General features: G+C 60.0%; 17 protein-coding genes and 1 pseudogene. 7 read left to right on the top strand and 11 right to left on the bottom strand.

Annotated elements, in window-relative coordinates:
* Positions 1-107: 107 nt before the first annotated feature.
* Both ACILSI_RS22415 and ACILSI_RS22410 read left to right on the top strand, forming a co-directional pair.
* On the top strand, positions 108-707 hold the full coding sequence (locus tag ACILSI_RS22415) for a helix-turn-helix domain-containing protein (protein ID WP_395724150.1): 600 nt from the start codon (positions 108-110) through the stop codon (positions 705-707).
* 19 nt (positions 708-726) lie between these two features.
* Complete coding sequence (locus tag ACILSI_RS22410) at positions 727-2,928, top strand: M60 family metallopeptidase (RefSeq protein ID WP_395724149.1); 2,202 nt, start codon at positions 727-729, stop codon at positions 2,926-2,928.
* A gap of 6 nt (positions 2,929-2,934) precedes the next feature.
* On the opposite strand, the gene ACILSI_RS22405 is transcribed toward ACILSI_RS22410, so the two are convergent.
* The 3 genes from ACILSI_RS22405 to ACILSI_RS22395 all read right to left on the bottom strand — a co-directional run bounded on the left by ACILSI_RS22405 (position 2,935) and on the right by ACILSI_RS22395 (position 6,061).
* The gene (locus ACILSI_RS22405; protein ID WP_395724148.1) at positions 2,935-4,305 is read right to left on the bottom strand and encodes a DUF1501 domain-containing protein; all 1,371 of its coding nucleotides are present in this window, start codon (positions 4,303-4,305) and stop codon (positions 2,935-2,937) included.
* A gap of 96 nt (positions 4,306-4,401) precedes the next feature.
* Positions 4,402-5,712 (bottom strand): PQQ-binding-like beta-propeller repeat protein, encoded by a 1,311-nt coding sequence (locus tag ACILSI_RS22400; RefSeq protein ID WP_395724147.1) that lies wholly within the window; start codon positions 5,710-5,712, stop codon positions 4,402-4,404.
* Positions 5,636-6,061: a hypothetical protein gene (locus ACILSI_RS22395; RefSeq protein WP_395724146.1), complete on the bottom strand. Its 426-nt coding sequence runs from the start codon at positions 6,059-6,061 to the stop codon at positions 5,636-5,638. The genes ACILSI_RS22400 and ACILSI_RS22395 overlap by 77 nt, the downstream gene beginning before the upstream one ends.
* A 103-nt stretch (positions 6,062-6,164) precedes the next feature.
* Here ACILSI_RS22395 and ACILSI_RS22390 point away from each other — a divergent pair, with 103 nt between their 5' ends.
* The gene (locus ACILSI_RS22390; RefSeq protein ID WP_395724145.1) at positions 6,165-7,085 is read left to right on the top strand and encodes a hypothetical protein; all 921 of its coding nucleotides are present in this window, start codon (positions 6,165-6,167) and stop codon (positions 7,083-7,085) included.
* Positions 7,086-7,311: 226 nt separating this feature from the next.
* Here the strand turns inward: ACILSI_RS22390 and ACILSI_RS22385 are convergent, their stop codons facing one another.
* The 3 genes from ACILSI_RS22385 to ACILSI_RS22375 are packed head-to-tail and all read right to left on the bottom strand — an operon-like array spanning position 7,312 to position 9,790.
* The gene (locus ACILSI_RS22385; RefSeq protein WP_395724144.1) at positions 7,312-8,223 is read right to left on the bottom strand and encodes a hypothetical protein; all 912 of its coding nucleotides are present in this window, start codon (positions 8,221-8,223) and stop codon (positions 7,312-7,314) included.
* A gap of 3 nt (positions 8,224-8,226) precedes the next feature.
* Positions 8,227-8,952 (bottom strand): N-acetylmuramoyl-L-alanine amidase family protein, encoded by a 726-nt coding sequence (locus ACILSI_RS22380; protein WP_395724143.1) that lies wholly within the window; start codon positions 8,950-8,952, stop codon positions 8,227-8,229.
* Positions 8,953-8,974: 22 nt separating this feature from the next.
* Positions 8,975-9,790 carry a carbohydrate kinase family protein gene (locus ACILSI_RS22375; RefSeq protein WP_395724142.1) on the bottom strand — a complete coding sequence of 272 codons (816 nt, stop codon included), beginning with the start codon at positions 9,788-9,790 and terminating at the stop codon, positions 8,975-8,977.
* A 69-nt stretch (positions 9,791-9,859) separates the two neighbouring features.
* Between ACILSI_RS22375 and ACILSI_RS22370 the strand changes: the two genes are divergently transcribed.
* A complete protein-coding gene (locus ACILSI_RS22370; RefSeq protein WP_395724141.1) occupies positions 9,860-11,260 on the top strand; it encodes an MFS transporter in 1,401 nt (466 codons plus the stop codon).
* A 110-nt stretch (positions 11,261-11,370) separates the two neighbouring features.
* The gene (locus ACILSI_RS22365; protein ID WP_395724140.1) at positions 11,371-11,649 is read left to right on the top strand and encodes a hypothetical protein; all 279 of its coding nucleotides are present in this window, start codon (positions 11,371-11,373) and stop codon (positions 11,647-11,649) included.
* Between the two features lie 9 nt (positions 11,650-11,658).
* Here the strand turns inward: ACILSI_RS22365 and ACILSI_RS22360 are convergent, their stop codons facing one another.
* Positions 11,659-14,190, bottom strand: a complete 2,532-nt coding sequence (locus ACILSI_RS22360; RefSeq protein ID WP_395724139.1) for a lysostaphin resistance A-like protein — start codon at positions 14,188-14,190, stop codon at positions 11,659-11,661.
* Entirely contained in the window at positions 14,187-14,939 is a 753-nt protein-coding gene (locus tag ACILSI_RS22355; RefSeq protein WP_395724138.1) for an ABC transporter ATP-binding protein, read from the bottom strand. The genes ACILSI_RS22360 and ACILSI_RS22355 overlap by 4 nt, the downstream gene beginning before the upstream one ends.
* Positions 14,940-15,051: 112 nt before the next feature.
* Between ACILSI_RS22355 and argA the strand changes: the two genes are divergently transcribed.
* Positions 15,052-16,365, top strand: coding sequence for an amino-acid N-acetyltransferase (gene argA, locus ACILSI_RS22350; protein WP_395724137.1), 1,314 nt, complete (start codon positions 15,052-15,054; stop codon positions 16,363-16,365).
* 7 nt (positions 16,366-16,372) lie between these two features.
* Here the strand turns inward: argA and ACILSI_RS22345 are convergent, their stop codons facing one another.
* Positions 16,373-18,040: a putative transporter gene (locus ACILSI_RS22345; RefSeq protein WP_395724136.1), complete on the bottom strand. Its 1,668-nt coding sequence runs from the start codon at positions 18,038-18,040 to the stop codon at positions 16,373-16,375.
* A 154-nt stretch (positions 18,041-18,194) separates the two neighbouring features.
* On the opposite strand from ACILSI_RS22345, the gene ACILSI_RS22340 reads away from it, so the two are divergent.
* Positions 18,195-18,569, top strand: a complete 375-nt coding sequence (locus ACILSI_RS22340) for a group 1 truncated hemoglobin (RefSeq protein ID WP_395724135.1) — start codon at positions 18,195-18,197, stop codon at positions 18,567-18,569.
* Positions 18,570-18,573: 4 nt separating this feature from the next.
* Here the strand turns inward: ACILSI_RS22340 and ACILSI_RS22335 are convergent, their stop codons facing one another.
* Entirely contained in the window at positions 18,574-19,155 is a 582-nt protein-coding gene (locus tag ACILSI_RS22335) for a hypothetical protein (protein ID WP_395724134.1), read from the bottom strand.
* Between the two features lie 41 nt (positions 19,156-19,196).
* Positions 19,197-20,066 (bottom strand): annotated as a pseudogene (locus ACILSI_RS22330) (threonine synthase); the annotation flags it as partial.

Here is a 20,066-nt window from a genome sequence, read left to right as displayed (position 1 = left end):
AACTAGCGCCGTAGCTGGGCAGGTCAACTCTCACATCAACGCATCATGATTTGAGCATGTGATTGAAAATCTAATTTACAAGACAGGCATCCGTTATACCGACACTCATGCCCGCCAAATCCAAGCCCACACCATTCGAAGCCAGCCCCGAGGCCATCAATGAGAACCTCGGCAAGCGCGTGAAGAAGCTGCGTGGAGATCGCGGCTGGTCGCTCGAAGAACTCGCCAGTGCCAGCGGTGTGAGCCGGTCGATGCTGAGCGAAATCGAGCGCGAGAAGGCGAATCCTACCCTGACCGTCACGTTTCGCATCGCACGGGCCTTTGGGCTCACATTGCAGGAGCTGATCGAGAGCGCGGAGGCCAGCGCGTCGAAAATTCAGGTCATCCGTGCAAGCGACCGCGCCCAGGTTTTCCGCAGCGACAAGCAGCACGAGATCCGCACGCTCTCGCCGCTCAATTTGGAGAAGGATGTCGAGTTTTACGAGGTCCGCCTTCGCCCTGGCGGTGCTTTGCGCTCCCAGCCGCACTTTGAAGGCACGCGCGAGTTTTTGACCGTCGAGGAAGGCAGTGTCCGCATCGAATCCGACCAGGACACCGATGAACTCACCAAAGGTGACTCCGGTACCTACCGTGCCGATGTGGCGCATGCCATCGTGAACACCGGCAAGGCCGCTGCGCTGGTGTTTCTCGTCGTGATTTACCGATGAACCAAGTTTCCAACCAACCATGAAGCCAACTATCCTCCTGCCACTCCTGTTTTGCGCCGTCGCACAAGCGCAGATGCCGCCTGCACTTGTGAACGCGGAACGCGCCAAAATCCTCGAAGGCGTCAAATCGGTGCCCAAGGCGGGTGCGCCGGGGCCGGTCGGCATTTGGGGACAGATCGCGTTTCCGATTTTGTCTGCACCGGACAAGGACGGCGTCGAGATCGCGGTCGCAGCGGCTGCAGCTTATCAAAAAGGGCGGTTCATTCTCTTCGGGCATAACAGCTACCTCGGCGGCGGCGAGGGCGGTGATCACGCGAAGCTCATGGAGAACTGTGTGAAGTGGGCGGGCAACAAGGAGAAGCCGCGCGTGGGTCTCAAGGGCGTGAACGCGGACAATTTTTACAAGCAGCGTGGTTTCAACGCGGAGACTTTTGACACCGTCGAGAAAAAGAACCTCGGCGACTACGATGTCGTGATCATCAACATCCAGGGTGTCACGAGTGCGGAGGAAGGCGCTGCGCTGGCCGATTACATCAGAGGCGGTGGCGGTTTCATCGGCGGCATGACCGGCTGGGCGTATGGGCAGACGAGCGGCGGCAAGGATCTGACCCTCTCCCATGGCGTGAACCAGGCACTACTGCCTGCGGGCATTGCGATCACGGACATGAGCGCCTTTGACCAACTGCGTGGCTTCGATGCACGCATCGAACTGCCGCAGTTCATGAATGCCTCCGACGCCATCAGCGCGATCAAAAAGCAGCGCGATGGCGGTCCAGCGCTCACGGCGGAGCAGATGAAGCAGGGCATGAATTCCATCCAGATCGCCATGGCCGCGCAACCGCCGGACCGTGGCAATTTGAAGAACGCGGTGACTGCCGCTCTTGGCAACGCGGGCGCTGACGTTCCGGTGCCGAAGGATAAGGAACCGCTCACCGACACACAGCATGCCGCCGCACGCCTGCGCCTCGGCATGGAGACACGCATGCTGCGTCTCGCGGGCGCGGAGGGCATCAAGGCACATCCGGCTCATGTCGAATTCCCCGGCAGGGCTCCCGAAGGTGCTCCGCGCGTCACGGGCGAGGTGAAAATCACGCCCAGCATCTCCGGCTGGACCAGCACCGGCCTTTACGCCGCAGCAGGCGAGGTCATCACGGTCACCCTGCCCGAAAAATATGCCGACAAAGGCTACGCCGTGCGCATCGGCTGTCACAGCGATACGCTTTACCATCTCGACAAATGGCAGCGTGCCCCGGACATCACGCGCAGCGACACGCTTGGCACTGGATCGACCAAAACAGCCAGCGCTTTCGGTGGATTGATCTACATCGAAGTTCCGGGTCGTGCGAAGGACGACGAGCCGTTCACGGTGGCGATCCAGAATGCCATCGCCGCGCCGCTGTTCGTGCTCGGCCAGGATGATGATATGAAATGGAAAGAAATCCGCCAGCGACCCGCGCCATGGGCCGAGATGGCGTGTGACAAGCTTATCATCAGCTTTCCCTCTGAGGTTGGCCGTCTCGTGAACAACCCGACCGAGCTCATGACTTTCTGGAAAAAGGTCGTCGAGGCTCAGGATGATGTTTCGAATCAAACTACCGAACGCAAACGCCCCGAGCGCATCGTTGCCGATGTGCAGATCAGCGCCGGTTACATGCACAGCGGCTATCCCATCATGATTCCGACCAGCGCTGCACCGGAGATGGTGACGTTCGGTAAACTCAAATTCCCTGGCTGGGGTTTTTATCACGAGATCGGCCACAATCATCAGCGTGGTGACTTCACCTTCGACGGCACCGGCGAAGTCACCAACAACGTCATCGGCATGTACTGCTACCACGAGGTGCTGAAGAAAGACTGGCTCATCGGGCATCCCGCGATCACCGAGGAGGAGCGCAAGGCGAACGTGCAGAAGATCAAGAAGTCTGCTAACAAGTGGCAGGAGTGGAAAAGCAGTCCCTTCCTGGCCCTCACGACCTACATCCAGCTCATGCAGGAGTTCGGCTGGGAGAGCTGGCGCAAGTATCTCTATAGCTTCGATGACACCGCCTTCGGCCCAGCACCGAAGGGCGATGACGAACGCCGCGACCAGTTCCTCGTGCGCTACTCGAAGATCACGAACAAGAACCTTGGCCCATTCTTTGATTTCTGGGGCATTCCGGTCAGCTCATCCGCGAAGGCGGAAGTGAGCAAGCTGGAGGCGTGGATGCCGAAAGGGCTGTGAGATCGGTTACACCCGAATCAATTCCCGAATCGGGCTGCCGTTCGGCACGATGGGCGTGGGTCGTCCGCTGAAGTCGTTGATCGTCTCCTTGGCGGAGTCGATGCCGAGGTGGTGGTAGATCGTGGCGAGGAAATCGTGCGGGCTGTTGGCGTGCTCGGCCACGTCTTCGCCGCGTTTGTCGCTGGCACCGATGACGCCGCCGGTTTGCAGGCCGCCTCCGGCCCAGAGATTGGTGAAGGCACGCGGCCAGTGATCGCGGCCCGGTTGCATGACACCTGCAGCGGCGCTGGCCTCGCCGGCACCGGAACTGGCGACATGGCTGATCTTTGGCGTGCGGCCAAACTCGCCGCTCACGACGACGAGCACACGTTTGTCGAGGCCACGGGCATACACGTCCTCGATCAAGGCGGAAACGGCCTGATCGAAGGCTCCGGCACGGAAACGCAGAGCATCAAAGACATGGTGATTCACGGCGTGGTCGTCCCAATTGCCTACGCGACCACATTGCGGGCCATCGAGGCAGCTTGTGATGATTTCGACGCCAGATTCAACGAGGCGGCGCGCCAGCAGCAACTGCTGGCCCCAGCGATGCATGCCGTAGCGTTCGCGAGTGCGCTTGTCCTCTTTGTTGAGATCAAACGCATGACGTGTCTGCGGATTCGTGAGCAGGGTCATCGCCTGTGACTCGAACTGATCCATGGCACCCATTTCACCGGCGGCATCGACGTTGCGTTCGAGTTTGTCGAGACTGTGCAGCAGCGCCATGCGGTCATTGAGGCGTGCCACTTTCGAAGGATCGGAGAGTCCGACGTTGGGAACTGCGAATTCGGGGCGGCTGGGGTCGCTCAAGATCGACAGCGGCGAGTAGGCGGCATTCACGAAACCCGGGCCGGCGATGGTGAAACTGTCGTAATTGATGATCGGGTTCACGCCGACGTAGTTCGGCAACGGACTGGTGCGCTTGTTTTTGGAGCGCAGGTAATTCGCCACCGTCATCCAGTCGGGCAGTAGTGGCTTGGGTTTGTCGCGTGGATCAGGATCGCCGCTGAGCATCTGCAGCGAACCCGCCGGATGTCCGCCGCCGGTGTGCGTCATCGAGCGCAGCAGCGTGAATTTGTCCGCGATCTTCGCCTGCAACGGCAGCAACTCGGTGAGCTGCATGCCGGGCACCTTGGTTTTGATCGTCTTGAATGGTCCGCGATATTCGCTGCCGATGTCCGGCTTCGGATCATAGGTGTCGAGATGCGAACAGCCACCACGCAGCCACACCAAAATCACCGCCGTGCGCTCACGCGTAGGTTTCGCGGCATTCTCTGCGCGCAATTTGAGCAATCCGGGCCAGCTCAAACTCGCAAAGCCGGTGAGGCCGATGCGCATGAAGCCACGTCGGTCCAGTGGGCCAGAGCAGATGATGGGAGGCGGAGCGGAGTGCATGAGCGCAGAGGGTACGCGCGCATGCTCTGGATTCTTCGATCACTTCGCCAGCGAGACGCAGACGATCTCCTCGTCGTTGCGCATGAAAACGCACTGGTTCGCAAACGCTGGATGTGACCAGACAACGGCTCGCTTTGGATCGGTGGTCGTCGGTTTGAGGATCTTGGCGCGACTGAGTTCTTCATAACCCTGCGGCGTGAGTTTGGCGATGATGAGGTCGCCCTGCTCGCTGGCGAGGAAGAAACGGTTCTCATGCTTGATGATGAAAGCATTTGCCCAGCGCACGGGCGGGCCGCCGGTGGTCGCGGCAAAGGTTTCCCAGAGGCGCTCGCCGGTGTCGAGCTTGAGGCAACGAAGCTGACCGTAGCTGCACACGCCGTAGATGTGGCCGTTCTCGATGAAGGGCGTGCTCATGAGGCTGTGCAGTGTGTCGGTGTTCTTTTCGCTGAAGCTTTTGCCTTCCCAGTGCAATGCGGCGGTCGGCTTCGTGGCATCGAGCTTGAAGCACTTCGAACTGGTGTAAAACGAGCTGAGCAGGAGCAGATCACCCGCGAGACGTGGTGTGGCGACGGTGAGGCCAAAGCGCACCTCCCATGGATAGGCCCAGAACACTTTGCCAGTGGCCGGATCGAGCGAATTCACGGCTTGCGGATGCCAGAGGATGAGTTGTTTCGTGCCACCGGCCTCAATCATCGTGGGCGGACAGTAGCCGGGTTCGCGAGCGTCGAGTGCGCGCCACATTTCTTTGCCAGTGTCCTTGTCAAAAGCCATCGCCACGCTGCCAGGACCGCCGACGAGGCAGATGAGGCGTTGTCCATCGAGCAGTGGATGACCGGCGAAACCCCATTGCGGCGTTTTGGCTCCATAGTCTGCTTTAAAATCATGCGACCACATCACCTTGCCGTTGGTGGCATCCAGGCAGAACAGATTTCCCTCCGCGCCAACCGTCCAGACTTTGCCATCGCTCACCAGCGGCGTGCAACGCGGGCCGGTGGAGTAACTCATCGTGTAGGTGCAGTCGTAGCGATGTTCCCAGAGTTGCGCTCCGGTCTTTGCATCAAGGCAAAGCACACGTTCTGTGCCGGGAATGATACCGCGCGCGAAGGCATTGCCGGGAACGTTCGTGTTCGCCGCCACCTGGCGGTCCATCAGATACACTTTGCCATTTGCGATGGCCGGACCGGTGTAACCGCCGCCGATTTTCACACGCCAGAGCATCTTCGGCCCGCCTTCGGGAAACTTTTCGACGATGCCGCTTTCACGCCACACACCATCACGCTGCGGGCCGAGCCACTGCGGCCAGTCGCTGGCGTGAAGAGCGGCGAAAAAAAAGAAAAGTAGGAAGCGCATGATATATCCAACCTCGGATGAACGAAATGTGACGCATATGATTTTTTGCATAATGATCACCAAGAGCGTTCACTTCTTCCATCGCTAGATCAAAGACACCCAAAATCGTCTTCAACAAACGATCGACCGCAAGAATGTGCTGAGGTTGATCCCAGAGAAAAGCAATACCAGCAAGGAACCAGTCTTGATTGTGGTTCAGAAATCCCATCTGCGGATTCAAATCTTCGGTGACGCCCCGCCAAAAATCCTGAACTCGAGTGATGAACTGCTGGAAACTCTGCACAGCTATCCGACCACGAGTTATTACGCAGTTCTCTATTTCAAGCCCTCGGGTGCTCTTCGGTTCCAAGACCTGACAAAAGAAATTCGTCAGGCAGGCTATGAAATTGGCTATGATCTAATTTCAGAGGACATCGAATTGGATACCAGAAAGGCCGCCAAATAGACCTCTCATGCGAAAGCTCCGACCCAAATCCGAGGAAAGTTTAGACTTGCTGCTTGATACGCTGTGCAATGTGTTCGGTGGAATCATTCTTATCTCATGTCTGCTCGCATTGCTCACTAGCAGCCGGCCGGTTCGACCCAAGAACGACGGAACCAACTCCGACGGCAACGGGAGGTTTCTGGCTGAGAGGTTGGAGGCAGCCACGAAGGAACTTGCGGGTTTGCAGACAATTCTAAACAAGATCAAAGCGCAGGGGAATGAAGACATCCAAAAGCTTCTAGTCGAGCGTGACCAACTTCGAGCAACTCAAAACAGACTCCGTCAAGCGGCAGCCCAAGAGCATGTTGACGAAGGCTCAAACAACGACCCCGTGGGAAATCTGACGAAGCTGCGCAGCGAAGTTAAGGCGCTCGACCTAAAAATCATTGATGGAAAAGCTCGCACACAGGCAGCAACGGCTAAGGAGAGGGATCTGGCCTCAAGACTCCAGCGCCTGAAGACCCAAATTGACGAAACGGAAGCGAAGCGTGTCGAATATGTGCGCTTCCCGAGGGAACACACTGCTTCTAAGAATCAATTTAATCTCATTTTGAAGTACGGTGAAGTTTTCCCCCTGCACCATATGGATGGTCGAGTTTTTGCGGGCGTTACCAGGATTCCTCCTGGGAACCCAACCTTCACCGCCATTCCAAACAAGTCGGCGGGCTGGGATCTCCTGAAGGATCGAACCGCCATCTTGGAGATGCTAGCTGATTGCAAGCAAGGTGGTTGTTACATCGCCATTTACGTTTATCCTGATTCGTTTGAAACTTTTCGTTCACTCAAGGAATTGATTTACTCCGCCGGCCTCGAATACGGATTCGACATTAAGCCTGAATACCACAAATCCAGATTTGGCCCAAATGGAAGCTCGCCTTCACCCTTGTGAAGTCGCTGATGGCGGCCACAAGCTAAGTGAGCAGGCCCCGAGTGGCGATTATACGCTAACTGAAGCAAACTCACTGGCAGCCTCATTTTAAGTGGATTAATGATCCATCGACAGCTGCTCTTGCTTCTATGCCAATCCAGAAATGACCAGCAGAGCGTCAGTCGAAACAAAAGAAATGACCGGTGAACTGTAATGTTGTCCTTGAGAGAGTTTGAAAAAGGCATTGTTAGCGTTTCACCCTCAGCAGCGGTGCCGGCAGATGCTCACTGGTCAGCCAGAGCGTGAGGCTGTCGCTGTCGTAGCAGACACCTTCCACCTGGCGCAGCAGTTCGGGCTCGATGCGCACCGGCGGCTGCTTCAGCGCCTCGGCCAGCGTCTTGTCCTTCGGCAGCGTCCATTCATACAGGCTGCTATAGGTGGAGACGACGAGCCGTGATCCATCCGGAGAAAAGCCGGCGGCGGTCGTCATGCAGTTGTCATGAGGCCGCTTGCCGACCCGGATCAAGGCGGGGAAGACCAGGGTGGCGACTTTTCCGAGCATCATGCTGGCATCGTTTTTCAGCGACTGAGGAAAAGCGTAGAGCGTGCTCGGACCGTCGTCGCTCTTGGTGAGAATGTACAGACGCCCTGTCTGGGGATGCGCGAGCAGGCTCTCGGCGTTGTGTTTGCCATCGGGATAGTAGAACCGCCAGATTTTCGGCACCGCACTGTTGGTTTCCTCGAAAGCCTTGCCGGGCGCGTTGATCGCAGGCTCGGAAATTTGATAGATCTGGAGGCTGGGCCGAATGCGGAGGTTGTCGCCGATGTCGCCGATGAACAGGGCTGGCGCTCCTTTTTCATCCTTGCCCAGCGCGATGTCTTCCCAGTCGAAGTTCGCCGCCTCACGCACGCGCACCTTGGCACGGGTTTTGCCAGCGCGGTCGATGGCAAAGACGCAGGGCTCGCCGCCGGAGTCGTTGAGAGTCCAGAAAACGGACGGATCAAGCCCGCTGAGGCAAAGGCCTGAGCTTTCTTTGATGCGCTTGTCCTCAAGGATGGCAACGCGTTCGCTCGTGCTGGGTACGGGAGTCTCCGGCCAAGCAGTTTGGGCGCTGGCTTCGGCAGCCAGTAAAAATGAAATGAGCAGGGCTGCTTTCATGGCTCAGCCCAGAGGGGCGGCGGGGCCGGGAACGAGGCGGCTGTGGTGGTAGTTCACGCGGTTGAGGAACCAGCGCCAGGTCGGGCCGGGCCGGCCGCGCTCGAGCAGGAAATGCGGGCAGTCTTTGTTCGGCGGGTTCAGGCCTTTGCGCGGCCAATGGTAATGCCCCATGACGTGGCTGAGCGGAATGTCATAGGCGCGCATGAGATACGCCGCCAGACGCGCGGTGCGGTCGATCGTCTGGCCGATGTCGTTGCCACTGTGCTCGCACATCTCGATGCCGATGCTGTAATTGTTGCCGGGGCCGTCGAAGTCAGCGTGCTCGCCTTGCTCACGGCAGGGCAGGTGCTGGATGGCGATGTCCTCCTGCACGGTGAAATGCCAGGTGAGAAAGCCGATGCGGTTGCCACCGGGCCGCTTCGTGGCGCGCAGCGCACCGCGTTTCAGCGCCAGCGCGTGGTTGTAAGCATTGCCGGTGTAGTTCTGAGTGCTGTGGATGGTGATGTAGCGCGGGCGCATGGGCCGGTAGTAGCGACGGCCTACCGTGCCAGGCGGGATGAGGTCCAGTTTCACCCGCGTCTCGGCCAGAAGCTGGTCCGGCGTCACTTGCGGCGGTCCGTTTTGGAAACGCGACTCCCAGCGGGCAATGCGCGAGGTGTCGTAGGTGGCGCAGGCCACGACAACGAAGGCAAGAATCAGCGGTAGCAAAAGGGCGGTGTTCCGGCGCATGGGACTGTTTAGAGTTCAGAGGTCAAAGTTCAAGGTTCAAAGTTGGGCGTTCTTTGTTCAAGACGTGCCGTCCGCCCAGTCCTTCAGCATTTCTGGCGGCCAAACGGCTCGCGTAAGACGCGCAGCGCTCCAGCGGCCACATGGCAAGCCAGCCGTGTAAAAACGCACCATGAAACACGTCGCCGCAGCCGGTGGTGTCGATCAGCGGCTCCGCTTTGAACGCTGGCTGATGAAAAGGCTTGCCGTCCGGCGTCCACACATGGCTGCCGCGTGTGCCTTCGGTGATGACGAGCAGTTTGGCGGGTGGTTGGAGGAGTTTGGCGGCCATTTCTCTCAGATCCGTGCTCCCAGAGCACTTTTCAGCGAAATCACGCGAGACGATGCGCACATGGCTGGACTCGAACAAATCACGAATAGACTCGCGAAAGCGTCCGGCGCCGCCATCGAAGGAAATTTCGATGTTCCGGGCCTGCGCATGCCGCAGGGCATCACGACAGGTATTTTCATGACGGCCGTTGATATGAAGCAATCGAGCGCCTTCGAGCAGTTTTGGCTCAAACACCGGTTCTGGAGCCGATGAGGGTATGAAAACGATCTGCCGTGCCCCGTCATCCTGGCGCACCAGAATCACCGCGTGAGCGGGTTCTCCATCCACGAGCCTGCATTCATGCCCATGCGCTTTCAAAACCGCCAGCGCAGTCGCCACCGGACCGCCTTTGTCTTCCGCATGTGCGGCGGCCTCCGCCACACGCTCCTGTGCGCTGAATTCCGGCACGATGAAGAACTCGTCCCGTGTTTCCGCGCCGATGCCGATCACCTTGAAAGAATCTGCGTTCATGTGGCGGCATGATTCGCGTGATTTCGTGATTGTCATCCTCGGGCATGTCATTCAACATCCGCGCTTCTCATGAGCACCACGAACGCACCCAATCCCGACCTGCCTTGGCACAAGCAACTCAATCCGTACCACTGGTTTGTTTTCTTTGTCGCCTCTGCTGCTTGGTGCTTCGACTGCCTCGACCAGCAGCTTTTCATTCTGGCACGTGACAACGCGCTCAAGGCGCTCGATCCGACGGGGGATCAGGCGAAGCTGAGCGGCATGGCGATGGCTGTCTTCGTGGCTGGCTGGGCCACTGGCGGCCTCATTTTTGGTGCCGTCGGCGACCGGATCGGACGCGCGAAGACCCTGGCGCTGACGGTGCTCATTTATTCGGTTTTCACTGGTCTGTCCTCCTTCGCGGCGAATGCGGATCAGTTCATGATTTATCGTGCACTCACCGGTCTGGGCGTTGGCGGCGTGTTTGGCCTCGCCGTGGCCCTGGTGGCGGATTCTCTGCCTGACACCGCCCGTGCGAAGGGTCTGGGAATGCTCCAGGCGCTCTCCGCTGTCGGCAACGTGACCGCCGGCCTCTGCGCCATGGCGGTTTCTGACGTCGATCCGAACGTTTCATGGAAATACCTGTTCTGGATCGGCTCCGTGCCCGCCTTTCTGTGCATCTTCATCATGCTGCGGCTGAAAGAGCCGGAAAAATGGGTCGCCGCTAAGGCCGCGAGCCGTGAGGTCGGTGGTAAGGCGATGGGATCTTACGCCAGCCTGTTTGGCGAGGCACGCTGGCGCACACCAGCCCTGTTTGGCATGCTGCTCTGCGTCTCCGCCGTGATTGGCCTCTGGGGCATCGGCTTCTTCAGTAACAAGCTCACCGCGCCAGCCATCGCCGCCGCGCTGGCGGAGCAGAATGTGCCTGCTGATAAGGTGCAGGCCGCCAAGCAGTGGTGGGCCGCCGCGAATCTCATCGTGCAAAACGTGGGCGCTTTCTTCGGCATGCTCTGTTTCAGCAAGGCCGCGTCCCACTTCGGTCGGAAGCCGGTTTTCGCTGTGGCCTTCATTGCCGCGATGGCCTCCACCATCTTTTTCTACCAGTGCTTCAAGACCACCACGGACATCTGGATGAGCTTTGTGATGGGCTTCTGCCAGCTTTCGATCTTCGCCGGCTTTGCCATTTACCTGCCGGAGCTTTTCCCCACACGTCTGCGCAGCACAGGTACGAGCTTCTGCTACAACGTCGGTCGCTTCATTGCCGCCAGCGGTCCCATCACGCTCGGCGTGCTGGCATCCAACCTCGCCAAAGACGCGAAAGCAGCGCTCCCCGCCATCCCTGAGGAAGCCGTGCGCAAAGTCGCCGAGGCAGCCGCCGAGCTGGAGGCCTTCCGCAGCGCCGGCACCTGGATGAGCCTCATCTTCTTGCTCGGCCTCTTCGCGCTGTTCTTCCTGCCAGAAACCAAAGGCCGCCCGCTGCCGGAGGATTGACCGGCTTTGCCAGAATGACGAAACCAGAATGACGAATGCCGAACGATTTCGTCATTCGGGTTTCGGGCTTCATTCGACATTCTGAATTCGTCATTCGTCATTTCTCGATCATGACTCCCGCCGAACTCATCGCCCTCAAAGACCCTTCCAGCCTGTCTCCGGAGGCACAGGCTCTCTGGCAGATCAAAAACGGCTCCTGGGAGGCCTCGCATAACATCGCCCAGGACATTCACACTAAGATGGGATCGTGGATTCATGCGCTCCTGCATGTGATCGAGGGCGATCAATGGAACGCGGACTACTGGTTCTCGAAGGCCGGTAAACCCTCGCACGGACCGAAGGAGATCGACAAACTTTGGGACGAAATCGCCACAGTTGTGCTGCGTTGAGGGCAGGGCTCAAGTCGCCAGCATCACCACGGTGTTGTAAGCCATGTGAAGGGCCACGCAGGCACCCAGGTGGCCGGTTTTCTTGAAGAGCCAGGCGTTGGCGAGGCCCACGGCGAAGACCGGTGGCCAGGCGAGCGGTGGATGATAGATGGCAAAGAAGGCCGCGCTGCCGATCAGCGCCGCACGTCCGCCCCATTCGCGGTCGAGCGCCCGGAACAGCAGCCCGCGGAAGAAAAACTCCTCTGCCACCGGTGCAAAGCCCACAGCCATCAGAAACATCCACCACCAGTTTCCTTCCGTGTGCAGCTTGTCGTGCATCTGGCTCATTTGCTCCTGCACGGAGGGAAAAAACTGCGCGATGAATAGGTAGAGCATCGCCACACCGCCGAGCAGCACGCCTGCGACCACGGCAGAGGAGAGGAGCGGTGGCACGGCGTGACGCCCCTCCCGAGTCCAGCGCCAGATGTCTTTCTGAGACACACCGCGTCCATCGAGGAAGCTCACCATCCCACCCCATGCCAGTAGGCCCACCAGACCATACGAGATGGCTCGCGCCTTCCACAGCGCATCCACTCCGCCGATGCCGAGGGCGATGCCAGTGATCAGTGCCACCACCTCCACCATGATCGTCACACCGATCATCGAATGCATGAGCGTGGGTGCTTGCGGCAGTTTTTCCGACCATGGATCATAAAGGAAGGGCAGCCGCGCACGAAGGTTCTGCCACATCGCTGCGGCGGTGAGGGATGAAAAGACCACGCCGAGGACGGCTGCGTGCCAGTTTTGCATCATCACGCCACTGCCAAAGGCCAGCGTGCCGAGCATCGCCGCCCATTGCCTACCAGCAGGCGGCCTTTCCACCTCGCCGGAAGAAGACGGAGCCATCACCAGCGTGACCGATTTCTCCGCAAGGCTGCGACTGAAAGCGATCCAGCCGAGGGCGACGAGCAGGATCTTCCACCAGTCCGCCGGGAAAAGCACCAGCGTGGCCGCGAAGGCGATGCCGACGATGCCATTGGCGAGCATCCACCAGAGCTGCGCCTTGGCCTTCAGCAGGTTTTCGAGCCCCTGAGGCCAGGTGAGCGTCATCCACAGAGCGGAGCCCTCCGAGGCCAGTGAGCGCGGCCCGAGAATGAGCAGGAAGTAAGTGCCGCAGATGATGCCGAAGCCGCAGATGCCGTTCCAATAACCGGCGGCCATCTCGGCGAGTCCACGCAGATTGAAGGCCTGCATCGCGCCGATGGTCAGCGGGATCAAAACGGCTTGCACCACCGCGCCTTTGTCCCGCCAGAACCAAAGGAGTTCTTTTCGGTAGAGAGGGTGGCGGCTCAAGAAGCCGTTTCCACCCGCTTGGAGCGTGCGCGGTGCCGCCGTGGCCGTCGCATTGCTGGCCTGCATGCCGATTTGCGTCCCCCACCATGACACAACCACCGCTGCGATCAGCATCAGCACACTCAAACCAAGCACCATGACCACCGCCTGCCACAGCGCAGGCGTCTCCGACCATCCGCTCAAAATCATCCGCGCAGGCCACGAAGGCAGCCACTCGCCCAGCGGCATCGTCACATGCAGCAGCGCCCGTTTGATCATCGGCATGCTGAACATGAACAGCGGCAGCATCATGAGACAGTAGCCTGCCCATGACAGGAGACCCAACGCCGCGCCCCGCGTGCGCGAGGGCAGGCGCAGCAGCGCCGCGATCTCCAGTCCTTTGTGCAAACACGAGGCCGCTACCGCCAGCGGTACGCCTACGAGCACCGCGCCTCCCAGCGCCTCCCAGCCAAAACCATGCGCCGAGCTCCACACGACCAACCAGAAGAGCGGAGCACCCCAATAGACGGGATTCGCCATGAACGCGGCCAACATCTCCGCCGAGAACGCCGCCACCGGCCGCACCGGATGACTCGCCAGCCATTCCCACATCGGATGTCGCCGCCGTTGAAAATCCATCTCCAGCCCTTCACCCTGAAACACCAGCATCAAAAACCACCACAGGAACATCACGCCAATAAACGGCCACATCGTGGCTGGAAGCTCGCCAGGCCTCTTCAGAGAAAACTTCACCGCCTCTTTTTCTGTGATGAACCCTTCGCGGCCATGCTGGCGGGCATGTTCGAGCACTTTGGCGCGTTGCACGACCTTGGTTCCGCCAAATTCACGACTCCGCCAGGAATCGGCCCTATCAGCCAATCGTTCCATCCAATCAGGCTGCGCTCCGGCATGCTTGTTTGCGGGGTCCAGGTAACGATTGAGGTAATCCGGCACCACCAGCTTTCCTCTCTGCTCGTGCTCCATCATTTGCGCCTGCTCCAGCGTATCGACGAGCGTGTAGCCGAGGCCGAGATGCACAAAACTGGTGAGCAAAATCATCAACAGCACACCGAGCCCGGCTAGCGGATTGGATTCGCTGCCCGTCTTGCGCTTCATCATCTGCGCCTGTCGTTTCGCACGGCCACGCGCACGCTGCCGCACCGCCTTCCACAGGCTGCGCAGCACCTGCCCGTTCGGCGTGGGAGGTTGGTGGACGTTGGAATTCATCATGCCCCCAATGTGGTCAGTTCGACGAAGACCTCCTCCAATGGCCTGCTGCCACAGATTTCCGCCAGCGAGCCGGTTTTGACCAATTTGCCGCTGCAAATCACTGCCGCGTGGCTGCACAGGCGCTCCACCTGATCCATCAGATGTGTCGAGAACACGATCGTGGTGCCCGCAGCGGCCTGCTCACGCATCAAATCGAAGAACAGGCGTGTTGATTCCACATCCAGGCCGTTTGTGGGCTCGTCCAGAATGAGGAGCGGTGGCTGATGCAGCAAGGCCAGCAGCAGTCCGAGCTTCTTTTTCATGCCGCGGGAGTAGTCGTCCGCATATTGATTCATCGCCTCCTGCATGCTCAGCCGCTGGATCAGCGGCACCAAGCGGGTGAGCGCCTCTTTCACCTCCAGCCCATGCATGCCGGCGCTGAGTTCCAGCACCTCCGTGCCGCTCAGGTAGGAGTAAAACACTGGCTCATCCGGCAGAAAGCCCACCAGTCGCTTCACGACCACGCGGTCTTCAAAGCAATCCTTGCCGGCGATGCTCATGCAACCGCCGCTGGCTTTCAGGATACCCATCAGAAGGCGGAAGAGTGTCGTCTTGCCTGCTCCATTTGGCCCCAGCAGCCCGCTGATCTGCCCGCGTGGCAGGGACCACGTCACATCGGTGAGAGCTGTCTTGGTGCCGAATGACTTGGAGACATTTTCGATGATCACCAGCGGCGGCTCAGGAGAGGGCGTTTCGGGTTCCAGACTCATGCGCCTCCGATGCTGGCAGAACCACGCAAAGCGGCAATCCCTTTGTTGCCGAACCAAAGCTGAAACTTTGGGACGAAATCGCCGCAGTTGTGCTATCGTAACGGCTCAAACCGTGAACAACGACCCTGCCAAACCCCAGCAACGCTTCGAAGATCTGCGCGGCATCCTGCGCTATGTGCCGCAGTTCCGGCAGCGTGTTTTTGTCATCGCCATCGACGGCGCGTTGATGACGCAGCCGGTGTTCGCCAGCCTGCTGCAGGATGTTGCGGTGCTGCAGTCGCTCAACATTGAAGTCGTTCTGGTCTTCGGGGCTCGTGCGCAGGTTCGTGCTCTCGCGGAGCAGCGGGGCATCTCGCTTTACAATGACGACGGCATGGGCCGCACGGACGCGGCAGGCATCGAGATCGCGAAAGATGCCATCATGCGTCAGTGCAGCGATCTGGCGGCGGAACTGACCGCGCTGGAGATGCCGGTGGCGATTACCAATGCCCTGGCGGTGCATCCGGCGGGCGTGATTGATGGCGTGGACCAGGAGTTCACCGGCCGGATCGAGCGTGTGGATGAAGAATCGCTGCGCGCACTCCTCAAAGCCGACATCATTCCGATTTTGCCGCCGCTGGGCTATGATGGCAAAGGTACCACGCTGCGTTTGAACTCAGACGCGGTGGCCGTCGAGGTCGCCATCGCCCTTCAGGCAGCGAAAGTCATCTTTGTGGCCGAATCCGGTCTCAGCGCCCCTGATGGAACTCGCCTGGCGCAGCTCTCCGTGGCCGACGCGAAGGAGATGTACAAGGCCAAAGGCCCGAAGTATGACGTGAGCATGCTTTCGAAGCTGCGCTACGCCGCGCTGGCCTGCCAGGAGGGCGTGCCGCGTGTTCATATCGTCGATGGCACGCAGGATGAGGCGTTGCTGGCTGAGCTGTTCTCCAATGAAGGCGTCGGCACCATGATTCATGGCGATGAGTATCAGCAGATCCGCAAAGCCCGCACGAGTGACGTGCCCGCGCTGCTTTCCATGATGCAGCAGAGCGTGGACGATGCCGCGCTCGTGCCGCGTTCACGCGATCAGATTCAATCCAAGATCAAAGACTTCTTCGTGCTCGAACTCGACGGCAATCCGGTCGGCTCCGTCGCGGTTCACAGCTACGAGGAAGATGGCCGCAAGATTGCCGAGCTGGCCTGCCTGTTCGTGCGGCGCTCGCACAAGAACAAGAATCACGGACGCAAGCTCGTGGCCTTTGCCGAGGAAACGGCAAAGCAGCGTGGCTGCGAGGTCATCTTTGCCCTCAGCACGCAGGCGTTTCGCTTCTTCGAGGAAAAGATGGGCTACTTGGTTTCTGATCCCGATGCTTTGCCGCCGAGCCGCCGCGAGAAATACGACAAGAGCGGCCGAAACTCGAAGGTGCTGGTGAAGCCGCTGAAATAAGCGGCTTTCACCCCATCTGCGCGATGACTTGAGCCGCGACGATGCGCAGGAGCATCGTGAGCGGATACACCGCCGCGTAGGCGATGGCGGGCGAGTCACAACGCGCCATGCTGGTGGCAAAGGCAAGGGCCGGGGGATCGGTCATGCCGCCGGAAAGCAGGCCGCAGAGGGACATGAAGTTCATGCGGTGCCATTTTCGCGCGACAAAGCCGACGATGAGCAGCGGCAGCATGGTGACAAGGATGCCGAGCAGCACCCATTGCAGACCTTGCATGGAGAACACCGTCGCCACGAATTTTTCGCCGGAGAGCAGGCCGACGTTGGCGAGGAAGAGGATGATGCCGAGCTCACGCAGGGCGCGGTTCGCGTTGATGGGCATGTGCATGACCAGGGGGCCGAGACGACCCAGGTGGCTGAGCAGGATGGCCATGACGAGCGGCCCGCCTGCAAGACCGAGGCGAACCGGCGCGGGCAAACCTTCGATGCGGAAGGGATACAGGCCTAGCAGCACGCCGAGCAGGATGCCGGCGAAGATGGCGGCGAACTTGGTCTCCTGGAGCATGTGGACGGCATTGCCGAGCGCGTTCGTGGCGGCGTTGAGAGATTCATCATCGCCGACGAGCTGGAGCATGTCGCCAAATTGCAGACGCAGGTCCGGCAACGCGGTGAAGATGAGATCGCCCCGGCTCACGCGGGTGACGGTGACGTTGTGCAGGTGCTCCAGGCCGAGTTCTCGCACGGTTTTGCCGAGGATGCGTTTGTTGGTCAAAACCACACGCCGGTAAGTGACGCTGCCGGGCGCCTTCATGAGGTTTTCCTCGCTCACACTGCCGATGACGAGGCGGAACTGCTCCAGATGGGCCTGCGTGCCCACCGCCAGGATCACATCACCGGTTTGCAGCCGCGTTTCAGGGGTCGCGGCCTTCACCTCGCCACCGGATACCGGGCGATAGCGTGAAATGACCACCCCGGCTTCATGCACACCCGGCACGTCAGCGATGGCGATGCCGTCGAGGTTGGCATTTTCCACGCGGATGTTCATGCGCTGCAGGGCTTCGACTCCCGCGCCCTGCTCCTGACGGAACAGCTCGGACTCAGCGGTCACATCCACTTTGAAAAACACGCGCAGCAGGATCAGGGAGAAAATGATGCCCACGATGGCCAGCGGATACGTCGCCGCATAAGACAGCGCGGGCAGGGTGACGTGCGCGGGGTCCGCATGGGCGGAAAGCAGCGCCTGCTGGGCCGCGCCGAGCGCGGGGGTGTTCGTGGTGGCACCAGCAAAAAGACCTGCGACCGCCGGGGGTGACATGCCGAGCATCCACCCGCCGAGCACAGCCACTAACGCACCGCCAGCCACCAGGGCGAAGGCGTAACCATTCAAGACGCGTCCCTGCTGCCGCAGTGAGGCGAAAAAGCCCGGCCCCATCTGCATGCCGAGCGCAAAGACGAACAGCACGAGGCCGAAGTCCTTCAAAAAGTGCGTCACCTCGGCGGCTGGGTGCATGCCAAAGTGCGCGGCCGCCAGACCGGTGAACAACACACCCGCCACGCCCAGCTTCACGCCTGAGACACGGATGTTTCCCAACCCGATGCCGCTCAGGATGACGATGCTGAGCACCAGCAGGTCGTGAGCTACGGCGGAGGTCTCGTGCAGTTGCTGAAGAAGGGTCATGTCTCTTCAGTTGCACGAACGGTGCCATTTGCGTACGGCTTTTATGAGCCATTCTTGTGTGCTCATCATGCGTTCGCTGGCTTTCACTGCGCCTGATTTGAGGGACGTGAATCGTGGCTTCAAAGTCGGTCGGTTTTGTGCTCTAAAGCATGGCATGAACCCTCCACCTTCTTCTCTGTATGAACGGCTCGGCGGCGAAGACATGATCTCCGCGCTCATTCCCGCCTTTTACGCCCGCGTGCTGGCCGATCCTGGCCTGTCGCCGTTTTTCAGCCACACCGCGTTGGACAAACTGCACGCGATGCAGCGCGAGTTCTTCGTCATGGCGACTGGCGGCCCGATCCAGTACTCCGGCCGGCCGCTGGCCCATGCGCATCATGGGCGCGGCATCACGCGTCAGCATTTCGCCTCGTTCACCGGTCACTTGGTGGAGACGCTGCTCGACATGGGCGTGACCCAGGAGGAGGCGGACGAAGTGATCGAACGCATCAACACCACGTCCAACGAGATTCTCGGCACCTCGTATTGAGCCATCACTCCTGGGAGCGTGGCACCTTGATCGCGCTCAGCGCATTTTCACTGATCGCGATGGCCTTGTCCTGCAAGGCTTCCCCGATATGACTCTGCTGAAAGCTCACACGGCATTTGCGGCCGGCCTTGGTGAAAGAGATCCAGAACCCGGTCGATTTGATGCGCTCCGATGCTAGGTCGGCATTTTCCCAGGCATAGTGGGTTGTCTCGGCGTGAAGCGTCTCAGTCAGGCCTGACGCGGTCAGGGTCACGGAATAGCCGAAGGTCTGCCAGCCCAGAAAGGTGGCACCGCAGCCGAGCAGCAGCATCAGCGTTCCCAGAAGGATGAAATGAAAAACAGCCTTCAGGCGGCCGAAGAACGAGCCGTTGCCGAACTCCATCGCGAAGTATTTCGCTCGCGCATAGCGGATCTTCACCAGCAGAACTCCGGCCAGCACCAAGACCGGCCCGCCGATGAGAAGCCCCCAGACATAGAGAGGATCCACCGCCAGGGTGACGCCGTTGCCCGCATCACGTCCGACCGTCAGAAGGCCGGAGATATCCAGGTAGATGGAGCCGGCAGGAGTGTGGGTGGGCAAATTCATAGAACTAAGGTTCAGATTAAACCAAGCCGGCGATGCGAACGTCAAGCATTCGTTCCGTGACGAGTGTGTTCCCGGATGAAGGCCTTCACCTCCGCCACGTCCGCGTTGAGCGGCCAGGTTTGCAGCTTTTTCGATTTCAGCGCCTCCAGCGTCGGATGGGTCGGCTCGCTGCCGGTGGCCTTTTGCACGACTTCGGGGAACTTCGCCGGGCTGGCGGTGGCCAGCACCACGCTCACGCGATCCTGCGCCATGTCGGTGAAGGCGCAGGCGGTGTGCGGATCGAGCACATACTGCCAGTCCTGCCACATCTGGGCGATGACGCGCTCGATCTGCGCGTCGTCCATGCGCGTGGAGCGCAGGCTGGTCTTCGGCAGGTCGATCTTGAATGGCGCGCCCGATTTGATCTGCGTCATCACCTCGCGCACGCGCTCGGCGCTTTGATCGAGGATGTAATACAGGAAGCGCTCGAAGTTCGACGCGGCCTGGATGTCCATGCTTGGCGCATGGCTCGCATGCACGTCGCTCGGGTGGTAGTCACCGCTGGTGAAGAAGCGGTGCAGGATGTCGTTCTGGTTCGTCGCCACGCGGAAACCACCGGCGGGCATGCCCATCTGCTGCGCCAGCCAGCCGGCCAGCACGTTGCCGAAATTCCCGGTGGGCACGACGTATTCCGCCGTGGCACGGGCGCTCTCCGGCAGTTTCAGGCAGGCCCAGATATAATAAACACACTGCGCCAGCACACGCGCGATGTTGATCGAGTTCACGGCGGAGAGATTCACCGAGCTGGCGAAGGCGGTGTCACCAAACGTGTCCTTCACCACGCGCTGCGCGTCGTCAAAGGTGCCGGGAACGGGAATGGCGAAGACGTTGTCCGCACCGGTGCAGGCCATCTGGCGCTCTTGCAGCGGTGC

Origin of the sequence: Prosthecobacter sp. (assembly GCF_044232965.1) — a bacterium.
In the GTDB taxonomy this organism is placed as follows: domain Bacteria; phylum Verrucomicrobiota; class Verrucomicrobiia; order Verrucomicrobiales; family Verrucomicrobiaceae; genus Prosthecobacter.
Note: the sequence above shows the minus strand (reverse complement) of the source record. Positions and strands in the feature narration are given on the sequence as shown.